General features: G+C 40.0%; 20 protein-coding genes and 2 pseudogenes. 21 read left to right on the plus strand and 1 reads right to left on the minus strand.

What is annotated here, in order from left to right; translation table 11 throughout:
* Nucleotides 1-12: 12 nt before the first annotated feature.
* From cmr4 to TEPIRE1_RS14430, 7 genes and pseudogenes are all read left to right on the plus strand, one after another.
* The gene (gene cmr4, locus TEPIRE1_RS04265; protein ID WP_013777945.1) at nucleotides 13-1,023 is read left to right on the plus strand and encodes a type III-B CRISPR module RAMP protein Cmr4; all 1,011 of its coding nucleotides are present in this window, start codon (nucleotides 13-15) and stop codon (nucleotides 1,021-1,023) included.
* Nucleotides 1,016-1,417 carry a hypothetical protein gene (locus TEPIRE1_RS04270; RefSeq protein WP_013777946.1) on the plus strand — a complete coding sequence of 134 codons (402 nt, stop codon included), beginning with the start codon at nucleotides 1,016-1,018 and terminating at the stop codon, nucleotides 1,415-1,417. The genes cmr4 and TEPIRE1_RS04270 overlap by 8 nt, the downstream gene beginning before the upstream one ends.
* 12 nt (nucleotides 1,418-1,429) lie before the next feature.
* Entirely contained in the window at nucleotides 1,430-2,320 is an 891-nt protein-coding gene (locus TEPIRE1_RS04275; protein ID WP_013777947.1) for a hypothetical protein, read from the plus strand.
* Nucleotides 2,321-2,550: 230 nt separating this feature from the next.
* Nucleotides 2,551-2,742 carry a DUF1998 domain-containing protein gene (locus tag TEPIRE1_RS14425; RefSeq protein WP_015295109.1) on the plus strand — a complete coding sequence of 64 codons (192 nt, stop codon included), beginning with the start codon at nucleotides 2,551-2,553 and terminating at the stop codon, nucleotides 2,740-2,742.
* 163 nt (nucleotides 2,743-2,905) lie between these two features.
* A complete protein-coding gene (locus TEPIRE1_RS04280) occupies nucleotides 2,906-3,094 on the plus strand; it encodes a glycosyl transferase (protein WP_015295111.1) in 189 nt (62 codons plus the stop codon).
* Between the two features lie 2 nt (nucleotides 3,095-3,096).
* Nucleotides 3,097-3,504, plus strand: coding sequence for a tetratricopeptide repeat protein (locus TEPIRE1_RS04285; protein ID WP_023211402.1), 408 nt, complete (start codon nucleotides 3,097-3,099; stop codon nucleotides 3,502-3,504).
* Between the two features lie 842 nt (nucleotides 3,505-4,346).
* A pseudogene (locus TEPIRE1_RS14430) lies at nucleotides 4,347-4,529 on the plus strand (DUF4416 family protein); the annotation flags it as partial.
* Here the strand turns inward: TEPIRE1_RS14430 and TEPIRE1_RS14435 are convergent.
* Nucleotides 4,497-5,285: pseudogene (locus tag TEPIRE1_RS14435) on the minus strand (redox-regulated ATPase YchF); the annotation flags it as partial. The pseudogenes TEPIRE1_RS14430 and TEPIRE1_RS14435 sit on opposite strands and share 33 nt — an antisense overlap.
* Before the next feature lie 344 nt (nucleotides 5,286-5,629).
* Here TEPIRE1_RS14435 and mntA point away from each other — a divergent pair.
* The 14 genes from mntA (at nucleotide 5,630) to TEPIRE1_RS04360 (ending at nucleotide 17,434) form a co-directional block, all read left to right on the plus strand.
* Nucleotides 5,630-6,016: a type VII toxin-antitoxin system MntA family adenylyltransferase antitoxin gene (mntA, locus tag TEPIRE1_RS04295; RefSeq protein ID WP_013777949.1), complete on the plus strand. Its 387-nt coding sequence runs from the start codon at nucleotides 5,630-5,632 to the stop codon at nucleotides 6,014-6,016.
* A 156-nt stretch (nucleotides 6,017-6,172) separates the two neighbouring features.
* Complete coding sequence (hepT, locus tag TEPIRE1_RS13385; RefSeq protein WP_081460105.1) at nucleotides 6,173-6,424, plus strand: type VII toxin-antitoxin system HepT family RNase toxin; 252 nt, start codon at nucleotides 6,173-6,175, stop codon at nucleotides 6,422-6,424.
* Between the two features lie 39 nt (nucleotides 6,425-6,463).
* Complete coding sequence (locus tag TEPIRE1_RS04305) at nucleotides 6,464-6,913, plus strand: nucleotidyltransferase family protein (RefSeq protein WP_231848322.1); 450 nt, start codon at nucleotides 6,464-6,466, stop codon at nucleotides 6,911-6,913.
* The gene (locus TEPIRE1_RS04310; RefSeq protein WP_013777951.1) at nucleotides 6,910-7,380 is read left to right on the plus strand and encodes a ribonuclease toxin HepT-like protein; all 471 of its coding nucleotides are present in this window, start codon (nucleotides 6,910-6,912) and stop codon (nucleotides 7,378-7,380) included. The genes TEPIRE1_RS04305 and TEPIRE1_RS04310 overlap by 4 nt, the downstream gene beginning before the upstream one ends.
* Before the next feature lie 237 nt (nucleotides 7,381-7,617).
* Nucleotides 7,618-7,947, plus strand: coding sequence for a hypothetical protein (locus tag TEPIRE1_RS04315; RefSeq protein ID WP_013777952.1), 330 nt, complete (start codon nucleotides 7,618-7,620; stop codon nucleotides 7,945-7,947).
* Between the two features lie 147 nt (nucleotides 7,948-8,094).
* Entirely contained in the window at nucleotides 8,095-9,195 is a 1,101-nt protein-coding gene (locus tag TEPIRE1_RS04320; protein WP_013777953.1) for a flagellin N-terminal helical domain-containing protein, read from the plus strand.
* A 74-nt stretch (nucleotides 9,196-9,269) separates the two neighbouring features.
* Nucleotides 9,270-9,638 (plus strand): flagellar protein FlaG, encoded by a 369-nt coding sequence (locus tag TEPIRE1_RS04325; RefSeq protein WP_013777954.1) that lies wholly within the window; start codon nucleotides 9,270-9,272, stop codon nucleotides 9,636-9,638.
* A gap of 37 nt (nucleotides 9,639-9,675) precedes the next feature.
* Complete coding sequence (fliD, locus tag TEPIRE1_RS04330; protein WP_013777955.1) at nucleotides 9,676-11,535, plus strand: flagellar filament capping protein FliD; 1,860 nt, start codon at nucleotides 9,676-9,678, stop codon at nucleotides 11,533-11,535.
* 29 nt (nucleotides 11,536-11,564) lie between these two features.
* Complete coding sequence (fliS, locus tag TEPIRE1_RS04335; RefSeq protein ID WP_013777956.1) at nucleotides 11,565-11,945, plus strand: flagellar export chaperone FliS; 381 nt, start codon at nucleotides 11,565-11,567, stop codon at nucleotides 11,943-11,945.
* A gap of 26 nt (nucleotides 11,946-11,971) precedes the next feature.
* Entirely contained in the window at nucleotides 11,972-12,415 is a 444-nt protein-coding gene (flgN, locus tag TEPIRE1_RS04340; protein ID WP_013777957.1) for a flagellar export chaperone FlgN, read from the plus strand.
* A gap of 264 nt (nucleotides 12,416-12,679) precedes the next feature.
* Nucleotides 12,680-12,988, plus strand: coding sequence for a zinc-ribbon domain containing protein (locus TEPIRE1_RS04345; RefSeq protein WP_013777958.1), 309 nt, complete (start codon nucleotides 12,680-12,682; stop codon nucleotides 12,986-12,988).
* Nucleotides 12,989-13,125: 137 nt separating this feature from the next.
* Nucleotides 13,126-14,643 (plus strand): sigma-54-dependent Fis family transcriptional regulator, encoded by a 1,518-nt coding sequence (locus TEPIRE1_RS04350; protein WP_015295118.1) that lies wholly within the window; start codon nucleotides 13,126-13,128, stop codon nucleotides 14,641-14,643.
* Between the two features lie 162 nt (nucleotides 14,644-14,805).
* Complete coding sequence (gene megL, locus TEPIRE1_RS04355; RefSeq protein ID WP_013777960.1) at nucleotides 14,806-16,005, plus strand: methionine gamma-lyase; 1,200 nt, start codon at nucleotides 14,806-14,808, stop codon at nucleotides 16,003-16,005.
* Nucleotides 16,006-16,138: 133 nt separating this feature from the next.
* On the plus strand, nucleotides 16,139-17,434 hold the full coding sequence (locus TEPIRE1_RS04360; protein ID WP_013777961.1) for a Na+/H+ antiporter NhaC family protein: 1,296 nt from the start codon (nucleotides 16,139-16,141) through the stop codon (nucleotides 17,432-17,434).
* The last annotated feature ends 117 nt before the right edge of the window (nucleotides 17,435-17,551 follow it).

Raw genomic sequence — 17,551 nt, forward strand, 5'->3', positions numbered from 1 at the left:
GGAAAAATTATCATGGCTACTTATAAGCGACAGCGCTATCTTTTTATGGTAACTGACCCTGTACATATAGGAACAGGTGGTTATCGACTGGGAAGGGTAGACAACAGCATTGTGCGTGAGCCGGGAACCCGCGTTCCTAAAATTCCCGGTACTAGTTTGCACGGAGCTGCAAGGGCTTACGCATCTCAGCTGTATGAAAATCCAGAAGCTGCCGGACAAAATCACAAGGATGTAAAAGATCCTGATCAAAATCCGATATGCTATACCTTTGGTTATATCAAATCTGATGACGAGGGCAATCAAACTAAAGCATACTCCGGAGTAGTCAATATTTTTGATGCTCATATATTAGCTTTTCCGGTATGTTCCATGGCAGGTCCGGTATGGGTAAGTTCTTATAAGCGTTTGAGTAAGGCGGGTTTTACTGTTAAAAATAGCTCTTTTAGTAATGGCAAGGAAGAAGACAGAGCTTTCTTAGATAATTGGGAGCTTGATGAGATTTTTGTAAGCTGGCAACGCAGTGAACCTCTCAATTTGGGTTGGCTTATGTTAAATGTTAGCGGCAGGGTAACTGTTATACCGCCAAAGAACTGGAATAAAGCAGCATGGAATGAGGCAGGTAATCACTTAGTTTTGGTGGAGGAAACTCTTTTTAGTCAAATAGTTAACAGCAATCTAGAAGTGCGCACGTCGGTGGCTATTGACCCTTGGCGCGGAGCCGCTGAAGAGAAAGCCTTATTTACCTATGAAGCAATTCCTCGTGCTACTTTCCTTACGGCTGATGTAGTGCTAGATGATTATCGTGAAGCTTGGCCCCTTACAAAACAAGATTGCACAAAAACACTTAAAGGTAATGTATTACCCGGGAAGCCTTGGTTAGGACCCTTGTCAGTAGTGGAAGCTGGGTTGCATATGATTGAGTGGCTAGGGGTAGGTGGTATGGGCACTAGAGGTTTCGGTCGTATGGCAATGATAGGCGATCCAATAGAAGAGAGATACGGAAAGGGGTATAGCGGTGAATAACTCAGCACAAATTCTTAACCTAGACAGATTAGCTGCCAGAAAAGGACAAGCTGTTGTGCAAAGACTGGTAGACAACAAAAAGATAAATCCGAATAGTGTAGACAATACTGTAACTAAAGCATTAGGGGTGCTGCAGGAAGACGGCGTTTATGCCTGTTTTCTCTACTTATTAGCTAAAGAGAAGGAAAATGGCAATATAGTTGTAGAAGAAATGCTAGATTTACTGAAAAATCTCGGCTTTGAGTGGAACGGACGTGATGTAAAAAAATTAGATGATGTATTAAACTTTATAAATGACGAGGTAACAGCAAAACTTGAACCATTGCTTTTAGCAAAAGATACCCTGGAAAAGATGTTAATTTACGCCCGCTACGGAGCTAAAGCCAGAGCTTAAGGAGTGAAGGTAATGTCTTGGCAAATCTATAAAATTATCTTTCAAGTCTGCTCACCTGTGCATGTTGGATGGGGCAAAATCGGTAATCTGCAGCTCGCGCGCCCTTATTTAATTGGGCGGGTATTGTGGGGAGCCCTTACTATGCGTCTTACTCGATATATGGTAAAAAATGGAGTTGCTGCCCAAGACTCCTACCAGTATCAAGAGGTTGGCAAGGAAGTTCACCGCAATCTGGCTTTCACTTATTTTTATCCGGCACTTCGCAAAGATAACAGTTATCAGATATTTTGGTCTTGGGAAAATGAGGCTGCTTTTAGATATCGGTTTTTGTCAAGTTACGCAGGCACTGCCCTTTCCTATCCTCAGCAGTCGGCATCTAGAGGTATGCTGTGGGAAACAGAGTTTCTTTCACCTAACACTATAGATACAGGAGAACCAGTATTTTTATTAGGCTACATCTTTGCAAAAGAAGGTTGTGATCTTGCCTGGCAAAAGGCTATGGAACATTTGCAGCTAGGCGGTGAGCGAGGATATGGGTGGGGAGATGTGAAGCTTATTTCAATATCTGAAAACGATGGCAATACATTATTTGGACAAGATATAAGATTTAAGGAGAAAGAAGAAAGACCTGTAGTATCTTTGCCCGATCATGCAAGGTTGCTTGCGCATACCATCGCTGATGGCTTAGATGCTAACGGTAAAATAGAGCCTTTAGTCGGTCGAAAATGGTGCTCAAATCAGCAAAATAACAGTTATGCCGGGCAATATATTGACTTTAATAATTTTTGTTTTGTTCCTGGAAGCATAATAAATAAACCTACTGATTTTTACATCGGAAATTTTGGGATTTGGGAAAAATATAACAAATTAAATAGGACATACACTGTAGTAAATCGGCTATAACTACATGAAAAATCATCATAATTTTACATAACCGTCTTACATCTTTAAATATGCATAAAACAATTTCTAAATATTCTTGGCTACATGCTAGAGACTGGCTAATAAAGCAATGCTTATGCAGCGGTTTAATACCCTGAAGAATAAAGGAGAAATTTGCGATAAAGAAAAAAATAAAGCGGTATCAGCACTATGTTCTGCTGCATACAATTTCCCACCTATTAATTCGACAGTTGACCCTTCAATGCGGCTATTCTTCAGCTGCTCTTAAAGAACGCATATACAGCAGCTTTGATGACGAGCAGGAGAATATGGAAATGGCAGGCATTTTGATATACACAGCTTCGCCTGACTCCGCAGGAAGCCTTTTCCTTAAATTACGCCGCATGTCACAGCTGCGCCCTTCTTCCAGAAACAAGCTGTGAAATTGCAAATTCATTTTTGGATAGGGCAGCTGTCATAGGAACCATTGAAGACAGAAACCTTGGGTTTTTGGGAGGGTTATAACAAGGCGGTAGAAGTGTTACATCTGCCACATTATGTAGAAGATGAAAATACTCATTACTTGCGTGAAGATTTAATATAAAAATGCTGTTAATTGAACCGGGAGATATTGATTCCTTAGCGTATGGAATAATCGAATTAATCTCCAACGGAAAATTAAGAAAATTATTATCGGAACGAGGCAGGCAGACAGCACTGGATTTTGATGCAAAAATTATAGCGAAGAAATGGGAAGAATACTTATATAATATTGTTGAAGCAAAGCAGATATAACAATGCTTTTAGATTACCTTTTAAAAAATCCTAATGATAAGTTCCAGCATGTCAATCTGGGGGTGGAATATTTCAATGCAGGTGAGTATAACGGAATGGCAAATACCACAGCAGGCACAGGAAGTTATAAAGCAAGATATATGATCGCTTTTTGTTATGAAAAATTGGGCCAACTGCATGATGCTGTACAAGAATACACCAAGTTACTTATAGCAAAACCCGGATATGGACAGGTCTTCAGGAAACTTTTTGAGATATTTGTTAAAAATGAAAAGCCTGGAACTGTAAGAGAATTTTTTGACAAGTATGTAGAAAAAACAAATCCGGCAAATCAAGAAATATGTCGGTTTATTACACATACTTATATTATTGTCCTACAACAACAAACAAAAAAACCAAGTTTTTTATAAGCACAAGCACCCTAAGCCAGGTATACCAACGATTATAGAAGAGTATTTTATGCGGGAGTTTTTTCGGAGTGCATCTTATTTAAACTCGTTTCAGGGGACCAAACATTAAAACCTGACTGGTATCTATTGTTTCTCCTTTTTCTTTGAGTAACATTTTCTATCTCTTTAATAATTTCACCTGCAGGGACTACATCTGCCAAGGAACCCAGCGCATGTTCAACCAGAGAGGGATAAATCTCCTCTAAATCTTTCCGGTTATTAAACATTATATCGGTTGCATACTCACACTGGTCTACACACCAATAATACCCCATACTAAAGGTATCCTGTATAGTAGATAAATATGGATTTAGCTTTGAAACAATTGCATCCAGCCTGCCGGTAAGCTTAACTGATTCTATTTTATTGGCTATTTCCTGTGCTTTTTCTATGTCTGAAATATATGTAAAACTGTTATCATATCGCCTGTATTCAATACCCTCTTTATCTAATTTTTTTGTCAGATACTCTCTGCCGTTTATATATACCTGAACCATAAATGGAAACCATGATTGTAGTTTAATATGCATGAAACCAAACTCTAGATCGAGAAAGTAGAAGTAGAAATATAAACATTTGCGGTTTACATTTCTTAGTTCCAATTTCTGAGTCTCTTTATTCGGTATTGCTTGAAGGGAAGAACACAACTCGACTGTTGCAATTGTACAAATTAAGCCTGATTCTATAGGATTATCTTTAAGAGCTTTTAGCGCAGTAGCTTCCTTAGATATTTTAGATGAATTTAAGTATATGTATGGCCGATTTACTAAAGATTGCTTTGCAGTCGGGGAGAGGGATGTGTTATGGGAAAAGTAAGAACACCGGAACCGGCAACGCCCATTGTCAGTGTTTTCACCCCGGATGAAGGATTGTTTGAACCTGTGAGGCAGACTCTGTCCGAACGGCTGGGATCGTGTATTTACGAAAGCTTGGTGCTGCCATTTAATCATACCGACTACTACACTGCCGAAATGGGTCATGACATAAAGCGACGTATTTTTGCCTTCAGAGCGCAGCAGCCCTTTTCCCCGCAAGGCCTGTTGACTGCCATGAGCCATTATAACATTATAATCCGCAACTTCGGCTCGGATAAAGCCACGTTCAAAGTCAGTATGAATCTTACCGGCAGCTTGAGGTGCTTTAGTGCCCTTGCTAATAGTCCAGGCACGGACTTCCTTAGACTCTACAGTAAAGAAGGTTATAAGGCCCAAAAGTTTATAACCGGCTTTTATCAGCCTGTCAAGCCCCGGTTCTTCCAGACCGTATTCTGTAAGCAGTTCCTTCCTTTCTTCTTCAGCCAGTTCTGCAAGCTCTGCCTCTATTTTAGCGCAGATTGCTATAACCTCAGCACCTTCTTTAGCAGCATACTCTTCAACTTTTTTTACATATTCATTCTCCTCGACTGACATTAAATCATCTTCAGAGACATTTGCCACATAAATCACAGGTTTTGATGTTAGCAAAAACATATGTTTTACGATTTCCTGCTCCTCAGGAGTAAATTCTAACGAATGTGCCGGCAAATTCCGTTCAAGAGCATCTTTTATTCGCTCAAGATTAATTATCTCTATATCCCTTATTGGGTCCACATTTCCATCTACATGAACAACATTCGGGTCATCAAAACACCTAACAACATGGATAGTTGCATCAACCTCTCGAATATGTGAAAGAAACTTATTCCCAAGCCCCTCACCTCGATTGGCTCCCTTAACAAGGCCTGCTATATCAACGAATTCTATACAAAAGAGTGTAGATAAAGCTGCATTACAGGGCAACAAGAAGGATACAAAGTAAACTTTATATATAAAAATGTATTTTTATGGTATAATATTCTCAGTAAGTACAGCTTCTTCTTAAAGAATTTATAAAAAGACGCCATTATAAAGGATGGTGGCATAATTGCACTTTAGAATTTCCATGCAGTGTCCGTACCACGATAAATAAAAGCATTTTTCTGTCATTCCGAAGGAGCAAAGCGTCTGAGGAATCTTAAACAAGATCCTTCAGGCAAAGCCTTCAGGATGACGAAGAAGCAGGGCTTTTATAGCAATGCCACCAAAGAGATTAACAGAGGGCGATTGTGATGAATAAAGATACAATTGTAGAAAAGTTAAAAGCATACACTTCATCTAAAGAAAGAATTGTTTTTGCTTTCCTTTTCGGATCCTTGGCAAGAGATAAAGCAAGAAACAATAGTGACATTGATTTGGGCATATATCTATCTCCTACCTGTGAAGAGGATTTCTTTAGATTGAAGATGAATTATAAAAGTGAACTGGAGCAGGCCCTAAAAATGCCTGTTGATATAGTAATCATGAACGATGCCCCACCGCTTTTAAATCATCAGATATTTACCGATGGCATACCTATAAAAAACAAAGATCAGAAAACCTTAACTAATTTTAGAGTGAGAAATTTTTATTTTTATCAAGACCAAAGGATTATTATGAATCAACAAAAAAAAGAATAAATGAAGAGTTGTTAAATGGTAAATAGAGAGATTATTTCTAAAAAAGTAAATTTGATAAGATACCACATTGACAGAATTCTCCTAAAGAGCAATATATCATTAGATGAATTTTTAAGTGATGATGATACGAAAGATATCGTTTGACATAATCTTTTCATACTATTGCAAAATACTATAGATACATGCTCACATATTATTTCTGACGAAGGCATGGAAGAACCGGCAGTTTTTTCTGATATGGCAGACATTCTTACAAAAGAAAAAGTAATACGGGAAGATTTAAAACAGCCCTTGAAAAATATGATGGGTCTTAGAAATATAATAGCTCATCAATATGGCGATATAGATTTTAAAATAATATATAAAATTGTAAAAGATGATTTAAAGGATATCTATAGATTTTTATAGGATATAATCAATTATTCGGGACTGTAGTGTAGATTCTTCATGGGAAGTATAAAAGTATATTCAATTGATGAAATTAATCAGAAAAACTGGAACCATAATATTTTCAAAAGAAATGAGGAGATGATAATGACATCGGAAGAAATGATACAATATAAAGAACACCTAAAAAAGACCGTTGAAGTTAAAAAACAATATCTGGAGAAAAGATATAAAAAAGCTTGGGGAATCGCCAAAAAAGCAGCTGCAATCCTTCATCAAAAATATAAAGCAGAAAAAGTATGGGTATTCGGTTCTCTTGCAAATAAAGAAATGTTTAATTTATGGTCAGATATAGATATAGCTGTCAAAGGGATTCCACCTGAACTTTTCTATAAATCCGTGGGCGAAGTAACTTCTCTCGCATCGGATTTTAGTATAGACGTGGTAGATATTGAAGACTGCAGCTCTTCATTACGGGAGAATATTGAAAAGGGGGGTATTCTAGTATGATTAACAGATATCTAACTCTTTCAGCTAGAATAAAGCAGGAAATGTCGGAGATCCACTCAAGCGTTGAACGTGCTAAAGCAGCATGGGAAAAAGCTTATAGTCAATCAGATTCCTTATTATTAGATAGTGCTGCTTTAAACCTCCATGATTTTTATGGCGGTCTAGAACGACTTTTCCAATTGATAGCAGAAAATATGGATGGCACAATACCGACTGGAGCTAGTTGGCACCAAGAATTACTACGGCAGATGACCGCAGATATTCCAAAAATAAGACCAGCAGTAATAGATGTTGATTTAAGAAGTAAATTGGATGATTATAGAGCATTTCGACATATAGTCAGAAATGTATATGCCCACAATTTTATTCCAGAGAAGATGAAACCATTAGTGGATAACTTAGATGATGTCTACAGCAAAATCGAAGAGAAACTAAAAAGTTTTTGCACTTTCCTTGAAAGCATTTAAAAGAATTTTGAACCGCATTCTGCGGTTTTTTTGTTTTAGGAAGAAAATAACTGGTATCTAACAGGAGAAATAACTTAAGTCGAAAACATAACAAACGAAACGTCCTCATGTCATGAAAATAAATGCTAAGGTCTTGTTAGATATTTTTTAATTTTGACTATACTATTGATGAATGGTAATTAGGAGGTGAAACATTTTATCGTTTATATACTAAATTAACGAAAGGAGGTCTTGATTGTGATAATAAATTGGATTAACGTAATCAAAATTTACTCGAGAGTTAACGGTGTTACCGTTTGTAAAGCATGGGACGTAATTTTTGAAGATAGTGAAGGTAATAAAATTTATTATCCATTTGCAAAGAAAATAGCAGTCACATATCCCGAACATGATAGCGTAAGGTATAAATATCTGCATTGTGTTCCTTCAGGTAAAGGAGATAGTCAATGGCATATTTTCAGTTCTGCGAATAAATTTATTGTTGTGCCTAAAAAAGTTGTCATAGAGCAACCTAAAAACAAGCCAAACTATGGACAAATTTCAAGATATATGCTAAAAAACGGCTAAAATCGGCATAAACCGAAGATTATGGGATTAAAGGATTACACCTATATACCGATAATAAGAGTGAATAGACAATTTTCGATCCGGCCGGTCGAAAAAAATTGCCCGCAGGGATGCGGGAAAATAAAAATAATCAGGGAGGAATAATTAATGAGAATTAATAACAACATTATGGCGCTGAATACTCACCGCCAGCTTTCAATCAACAACACCAATGTCCAAAAATCGCTTGAGAAACTGTCATCTGGCTATAGAATCAACAGGGCTGGCGACGACGCTGCAGGACTTGCCATTTCCGAAAAGATGAGAGCACAGATTCGCGGCCTTAACATGGCATCAAAGAATGCTCAGGACGGTATCTCGCTTATTCAGACTGCAGAAGGTGCATTAACTGAAGTACATTCAATTCTGCAGAGAATGAGAGAGCTTGCAGTTCAAGCAGCAAATGACACTAATGAAACGGTCGACAGAGATGCAGTTCAAGAAGAGCTAGCTCAGCTTCAAAGTGAAATAACAAGAATTGCGGATACTACTCAATTTAATCAAAAAAAGTTACTAAATGGCAGCTTGAACGCTAACGTAACAGATATTGGAGCAAGTTTGACAGCAGCAAATGGTATTTCAAACATCAAGATAACTGGTGCAGCAGCAGGTGATTATAGTATTGAAGTTAACACAACTGATAGTACCATTACACTAAGTGACGGAACTGATTCTCAGACAATTAATTATGGCAGTGTACCTTCAGATTTTGAAACAAAAGATGTAACTTTCGGTTCTTTGGGAATTACGGTTACAATTAACAGCCAAATAGCTGATATAAGCGCTGATAATGAATTTACAGTCGATGCAACCGGTCAAATCAGTTTAATGATTGGCGCCAATGAGGGTGAAAATATGACTATAAGCATTGGCGACATGAGAGCAGATGCTTTTACAGGCTTGACATCAATAAGTGTATCTGATGCGACTGCAGCCGAGGCAGCAGTTACCGTCATAAACGATGCTATTAGTAAAGTCTCAACAGAACGTTCCAAACTCGGTGCATACCAAAATCGTCTTGAGCATACTATTAATAATCTTGATACCTCCGCTGAGAACTTACAATCAGCCGAAAGTCGTATCCGCGATGTAGATATGGCCAAGGAAATGATGGAATTCACCAAGCAGAACATCTTGACTCAGGCTGCAACTGCTATGCTGGCTCAGGCCAATATGGCGCCCCAGACTGTGCTTAAGCTTTTAGGTTAAGCTTTAGCTCTTATTTAGATTTGGCATGCCCGGCGGATTTCCGCCGGGCTGCATGATATGCGGGGTGGTATGATTTGAGGATAGATTTATCTTTTTCCGGTCATATGGATGTACATCCTATCGGCAAATCTCAGGGGAATTCCGTAGAAAATGCTATCGGTTCTGCTGCTGCAGGAGAGGCAAACCCAACGGTAAAAGACTTTAAAATGGCTTTGAGCAAAGAGGATTCTGACCTGATCATTGACAGCTTAAAGAGTATTCCGACAGAGCTTACGCCTACCCGCCTGGAGTTTAAAATACACGATGAAACCAAAAGGGTTATGGTCAGGATAGTCGACAGAGTAAGCCATGAGCTTATATCCGAAATCCCACCGGAAAAATTCTTGGACCTTATTGCAGGTCTTTGGAAGCAGGCAGGGTTGATAGTTGATGAGAAGGTGTAGGTTTGATTATATAAAACCATAGGGGAGGTGAAAAAGGATGTCATACAGTCCCATGCGAATAGGCGGTTTGGTCTCGGGCATGGATATAGACCAGATTGTATCTGATCTGATGAAAGCTGAACGGACGCGGGTAGACAAACTCTACCAGCAAAAGCAAATCATGGAATGGCAGAAGGCAGACTACCGCGACATCAATCTAAAACTTCGGTCGCTGTACAATACCTCCTTTGATATGAAACTTTCGAGCTCTTATCTAAAATATAAGGCTGTAGGGACCATGAATGACGGTACGGACTTTAGCAAGTATTTTTCCGTATCACCGGGAGCAAGTGCGGTGCCGGGCGATTATAAGGTAGAGGTGCAGCAGATAGCAAGCTATGCAAGGCTTGAAAGCTCAAAGGCTGTCACAAAGCCTTTAACAGGAGCAGAACTTTCCGGCCAGATAGAAATCACCGGCGGCAGCAAGTTTTCTGTGACGATAGACGGTGTAAAAAAGACGGTTGAATTAGATGCTGGAAATTATGATACATCAAATGCCGATGATTTAGAAGCTCTGGCGCAGGACCTCGAAAAGGCAATAAATACGGCCTTCGGCTGGCAGGGCGATGGCAACGGGGATACCATAAGCGGCATAAAGCGGGTGCAAGTAAATATCCAAAACAACAAGCTTACAATTCAGCCTGCCGAAAACTTTCATAAGGTCCCCATAACATTAAATGCAGCAGAAGGCGACACTACGCTCTCAACACTGGGTTTTGCCGATGGGGCAGCTTACAGTCCCCTGAAGCTTAATACCTCTCTAAAATCTCAGATATCCGGCAGCATCGAAGGGAGTACCATATCTTTTAATATAAACGGTAAAGCATTTGAATTTGATTCTAATGCAAGCCTTCAGACTATTCTTGATAAAATCAACAACACTGCAGATATAGGGGTAACGGCGCGCTATGATACACTTACAGATAAGGTGGTTCTGACATCAAAGGAAACAGGCCTTGGAGCAAAGATCGAAATAACCGAAGACAGCGGTCTGTTTAATGCACTGGGCTTTAATGCAGCTGAAGCAGTGGGCCAAAATGCCCGTATAGTCTTAAATAATACCGTTGTTGAAAAATCTGCCAATGATTTTACTGTAAACGGCATGAGTTTCAGTTTGAAGGAAACCATGGAAGCCGGCAAAGCAGCAACCTTTAGGCTGGAAAACGATGCCGATGCGGCGGTAGAGAGCATCAAAAAGTATGTTGAACTTTACAATGAAACCATCGACATGATTAACGGAAAGCTTTCCGAGGAACGCTACAGAAAATTTCCTCCCCTTACCGATGAGCAGAAAAGTGCAATGAGTGAAAACGACATAAAGCTCTGGGAGGAGAAGGCAAAAAGCGGGCTTTTAAGGTCTGATTCGCTGCTTGACGGTATTGTGAGGAAACTTCGTTCAGCAGTATCAACTCCGGTGTCGGGCCTTGCAAAAGGAATGAATACCTTGTCTGCCATAGGTATTACTACCAATGATTGGAAAGAAAAAGGCAAGCTGTATATCGATGAGGAAAAACTTCGAGATGCCATTACAAAGGATCCGGAAGGGGTTATGAAGCTGTTTAATGCCTCCGGAGATGATTCCAGCTCTCAGGGTGTGGCAACCAGGTTTTACGACATACTTAAAGGCGGAATCCAAGATATTACCGAAAAAGCCGGCGGCGGAGAATATCAGATATATGATGACAGTATTCTCGGCAAGCAGATTCGGGACATGGAAGATCGCATTTTGAATTTGGAAGAAAAGCTGGTCCAAACCGAAGAACGCTACTGGCAAAAGTTTACCGCAATGGAACAGGCGATACAGTATGCCAATCAGCAGAGTATGTGGCTGAGCATGCAGTTTAGTAATTACAGTTAGGTCTTTGCAGAGAAAAGGGGGCTTCTTTCTTGATAAATTCCAATGCTTATGAACAATACCGATATAATTCAATAATGTCAGCATCTCCTGAACGTTTGATGATAATGCTCTTTGAAGGTGCGATAAAATTCGTCAAACTTGCCCGAAAAAATATTGCCGAAGATGATATAGCAAGTGCCAACTACAATATTTCAAGGGCACAGGATATCATAGCCGAGCTTGAATGCAGCTTGGATATGAGCTATGATTTGTCGGAGAATCTCATGGAAATTTATGGTTTTTTATACGGGCAGTTGGTTGATGCAAACGTAAAAAAAGATATCAACACATTGGATATTGTCGAATCAATGCTATCCGAGCTAAAGGATACATGGGGCGAGGCCTGTTTAAAATTAAAGAAAAATGCGTGAAAAATAATCCGGGGAGCAGCGAAATCATGGATAATGATATAGCAGGGTTGCTGAAAAGCAAACTGGAGAAGCTTGAAACTTTATATAAATATACTCAAAACATTTCCGATGCTCTTAAAAAAGATGACACCGAGGAGTTATTAAAAATTTTAAATTCACGGCAGCGGCTGATGGAAGAGGTTGACTCTCTGGACGGCCAACTGCTCTCGCTTTTTGAAGGAAATACTGATGCATTTAAGGAATATATCGCTGATGAGAGCAAAATGTTGAAAGCAGCTTATGATAATATCGGAGTTTTTTTAAAAAAAATACAGCAGCTTGATACAGAAAACACCGCAGTTATGCAAAAACTATTTTCCAAACTCAAGGATGATATCAGTAATTTAAAGCAGGCCGAAAATGCTTTGAAAGGATATGGGATTATCGGCAAAAGTGCTCGGGACGGGGCTTTTATCGATACGAAAAAGTAACCGCTGCTGCGCTTTTATATATTAAAAAGTTTTGGCTAAATATTTTTTTGTGAAGTGATTTATTTTTCTTGCATTTTCTAACAAATGCGGTTATAATTAGTGGTAAGGCATAACTTAGGTCTGTGGTTGAAAGTCGATGCCAGGGCCGGAGGCGAAGCGACTCCCAGAGTGACTGTTTCACTCGGCGGTATACGGCGTTTTTGGGAAAAACCAGGTCAGCTAAGAAAATGCCAATACAACTTTTTCAAAGTGAGGGGTTTTTTAATGGCATTTCAGGACAAAACAATAGTGTGTAAAGAGTGTGGCAATGAGTTTGTCTTCACTGCAGGTGAGCAGGAGTTCTATGCTGAGAAGGGTTTTGAGAACGAACCCATCAGATGCAAGGACTGCCGCGATGCGCGTAAAAAAAGAATGAACGGCAACGGCCAGAGAAGGCAGAACAGACAAATGTATGACGCAGTTTGCGCCGACTGTGGAGCAACCACACAAGTTCCCTTTAAACCCAGAAATGATAGACCCGTATACTGCAGCGATTGTTATCAGAACCATCGTTCGGCCCAAAACGGATATTAATAAAAGGGAAAAGCAAAGTCCGGTTTTTATACCGGACTTTTTCTATAAGATTGAAGATTGTATAATGAATTGGCGAGGTGAAAGCCTTGAATGGCGGTAGTATTCGGCTGAAAATATCAACGAAAGATAGAGTAGGTATGGTTTTGGATATTTTAAGATTGCTCTACCAATACAGGGTAAACCTCAAGGCTTTAGAGGTCAGCCCAGGCTTGATATGTATCAAAATTGACGGCAATTTTCAGATACCTTTGTCTGATTTGCTGAATGAGTTAAGAGCGCAAAAGGATGTCATTGAAGTAAGCCGTGTAGAACTTTTGCCACAGGAAAAACGTGAAAAACACATAAAGGCTGTGCTGGATGCTACGGGTGAAGGTATAATCGCAATTGATGCCAAGGGTATAATCACTACTTTTAATCCGGCGGCGGAGAAGATATTAAAGGTCAGGGCAGAAGATGCTTTGGGTAAAAACATTGCAGACCTTATTTCCGCAGATATTCCCATGTTAAAGACAATAGTCACCGGGGAGAGCTATGATAATGAAGAGATGATTATAAATACGGAGAAATTAAAGAGCCATTATATCACATCAGGCCGGCCCATACTTGACGAGGACGGCAACCCTATCGGCGCGGTGGCTTCGCTAAAGGATATTGAAAGTGTTATAGAACTTGTCCATACTTTTACACAGCCTCCCATGATAACCTTTGATGAAATTTTAGGGGAAAGCAAAGAAATTACTAAGGTAAAAGAACTTGCAAGGATTGTGGCCAAAGGGGATTCTACGGTGCTTATCAGAGGTGAGAGCGGAACGGGGAAAGAGCTTTTTGCAAGATCCATCCACATGGCAAGCCCGCGGAGAAATAAACCTTTTGTTGCGGTAAATTGTGCGGCACTGCCTGATACCCTTTTGGAAAGTGAACTTTTCGGATATGAGGAAGGAGCATTTACAGGTGCAAAAAAGGGCGGCAAACAGGGAATGTTTAAGTATGCCGACAAAGGCACGCTGTTTCTTGATGAGATAGGTGAGCTTTCGACACACCTGCAAGTGAAATTGCTCAGGGTTTTGCAGGAAAATAAAATCAGGAGGGTGGGTGCCAATGAGGAAATACCTATTGATGTAAGGATTATCGCGGCTACTAACAGAAATCTGGAAGAATTGATGAAAAGCGGCCAGTTCCGCGATGATTTGTATTATCGACTTAATGTAATTCCTCTTATAATACCGCCTTTGAGAGAAAGAAAAGAAGATATTCCCATTCTGACACATGCATTTATCAAAAAACTGTCATATAAAATGAATAAAAAGGCACCGGATATCAGCGATGAGGCTATGCAGTGCCTGATGGATTATGATTGGCCGGGCAATATACGGGAGCTGTCCAATGTCATAGAAAGGGCAATGAATCTCTGCAATGGCAAAATAGAGTCTTATCATTTATTATTTCAGCATGATGATTTTAAAACCACAGCCATTATCGGCACGGCAGGTCAAAGAACCTTGAAGGAGATAGTGGCTGAGACCGAAAAACAGGCCATAATAAGCGCACTGAGGCAGCATACAAGTATAAGAAAAGCCGCCAAGGCTTTGGGTGTATCTCATGCTACTGTAATCAACAAGATGAAACAATATCAAATAAATCAAGAAGACATTTAGTGGTAAATTTATTTTCCAATGGTAAAATAATTAACCACTAAATTTTCATTTTGTGGTTAAAATTCTTACCAGGTGGATATACACATGGCATTTCTACCGTTGGCACATATCTTGCATTATAATATAGTTGAAAGTATAAATCTATAATGGGAGGTTATATCTATGGACGGTAAAGTGAAAGGTTTTAATACAAAAGCTATTCATGCGGGACAAAAGCCCTGTCCTGTTACCGGAGCACATGTAACTCCGATTTATCAAACTTCTACCTTTGTGTTTAAGGATGTGGACCAAGGTGCACGCAGGTTTGCAGGCGAGGAGGAGGGCTATATCTACACAAGGCTCGGCAACCCTACTTTAACCGAGCTTGAGGCAAAAGTCGCCGCATTGGAAGGCGGAGAAGCAGCTATCGGCGCAGCTTCCGGCATGGCTGCAATCTCCACCGCACTTGTAACGCTTTTGAAGAAAGGCGATCATATTGTAGCAGGTGATGCCCTCTATGGATGTACCCACAGTTTTATAAGCGAGATTTTACCGCAATACGGTATTGAGGTAACCATGGTGGATACATCTAATTTGGAAAACATCGAAAACGCAATGAAACCTAACACTAAAGTAATTTATGTAGAAACTCCGGCAAATCCCACAATGAAGCTTGTAGATTTGGAAGGTGCCTCCGACATAGCTCATAAACACGGTGCAATTATTATAGTTGACAACACATTTATGTCGCCTTATCTGCAGCGCCCCATCGAACACGGTGTTGACGTAGTTGTTCACAGTGCCACAAAATATATAGGCGGGCATGGCGATGTGCTTGCAGGCCTGATAATCGGGCCCAAGGAACTGATAGATACTATGCGCATACCTTATTTAAAGGATTTTGGCGGAATTTTATCGCCTTTTGATGCATGGCTTTTACTGAGAGGACTTAAAACTCTAGGAGTTAGAATGGATCGGCACTGTGCCAATGCACAAAAGGTAGCGGAATACTTGGAAAAACATCCGTTGATTGATAAAGTTTACTATCCGGGCCTTCCATCACATCCGCAGTATGAACTGGCAAAGAAACAAATGGACGGTTTTGGCGGCATGATGAGCTTCGAGCTGAAAGGCGGTCTTGAAGCAGGTAAAGTATTGATGAATAGCGTAAAAATGATAACACTTGCCGTAAGTCTGGGTTGTGTTGATTCGCTTATCCAGCATCCGGCTTCTATGACACATTCGCCGGTGCCGCGTGAGGAAAGGCTGAAGGCAGGCATTACCGATGGGCAGGTAAGACTTTCGGTCGGCATCGAAGATGTGGAAGATATTATCGCAGACTTGGATCAGGCTTTAAAAGAAGTTGAAAAACAAACAATGTAAAATAATCTAAAGTTTTTGTGACGGGAATATCAGGATTATGGTATAATTATCTTCAATACAGATTTTAGTTTGCCGGTCTGGTTAATTGGCCGGCAAACTAAATAAAAAATTAAATAAAAAAAGGAGGATTTGAATGAAAAAAGGTAATCCAGTTGCACTACTGCCGTTAGTAGTATTTTTAGCATTGTTTTTAGGCTCCGGAATCTATTTTAACGCAAAGGGTGTCGACTTTGCATTTTATCAGCTGCCGGCTCCTGTTGCGGCTGTAGTCGGTATTATTGTGGCTTTTATGATAGGTAAAGGCAGTATGGATGAAAAGATGGACACTTTTGTAAGCGGTGTGGGCGAAAGCAATATCATCATAATGTGCATAATTTACCTTTTGGCCGGAGGTTTCTCGGCAGTGGCAAGTGCCATGGGCGGCGTTGACTCAACTGTAAACTTCGGACTCTCAATTATACCGCCAAGTTTGATTTTGCCGGGACTTTTTGTAATTGCGGCATTTGTTGCTACAGCTATGGGAACTTCCATGGGAACTATCAGTGCCGTAGCGCCAATTGCAGTAGATATGGCCATGAAAGCACAGCTTCCTTTAGCAGTAGCCGTTGGAGCAGTAGTAGGCGGAGCCATGTTTGGCGACAACCTTTCAATGATTTCCGATACGACGATTGCAGCCACCCGTACCCAGGGATGCGAAATGAGAGATAAATTTATAATGAACTTCATGATAGCACTGCCTGCTGCAATAATAACAATAATAGTAATGATAATCTTCGGCACCAGCGGACAGATTCCGGCAGAACTGGAATACAGCCTTATAAAGATTATTCCATATATTGCTGTCTTAGTTCTTGCATTAATGGGAATGAACGTTTTTTTAGTCCTCATAATAGGTATTGGTTTAGGTGGAATTATTGGCCTGATTGATGGCAGTTTTACCCTTATAGCATTTACTCAGACAATTTATGAAGGTTTTACTTCAATGCAGGAGATATTCATACTTTCACTTTTGATAGGCGGCCTTGCTGCTTTGATTTCTAAGGAAGGCGGGATTGATTATCTGTTAAATGCCATCAGCAGTAAAATCAAAAGCGCCAAGGGTGCTGAGCTTGGCATTGCAGCACTGGTATCAGTTGCCGATATATGCACGGCTAACAATACGGTAGCTATTGTTATAACAGGGCCCATGGCGAAACAGATAGCAGATGAAAACGGAGTTGATCCCAGGCGCAGTGCCAGTATGCTGGATATTTTCTCATGTGTATGGCAGGGTATTATACCCCATGGAGCACAGCTTTTGCTTGCAGGACAGCTGTCAGGTCTGTCGCCTCTGCAGATAATGCCGACACTGTATTATCCTTACCTCTTGGCTGTGATGGGACTTTTGGCAATAGCATTCGGTTTCCCGAAAATTAAAACTAGGGCATAAAAATCAGGTAAAAACGCGATAATAATTACCCGGGATTAAATCTCCCGGGTTTTTCATTTCTATACATCGTATGAAGTGTTACGATAAAAGTATCTTGTGTTATAATAAAATAGAAAA

The sequence above is a fragment of the Tepidanaerobacter acetatoxydans Re1 genome (assembly GCF_000328765.2).
Taxonomy (GTDB): Bacteria; Bacillota; Thermosediminibacteria; order Thermosediminibacterales; family Tepidanaerobacteraceae; genus Tepidanaerobacter; species Tepidanaerobacter acetatoxydans.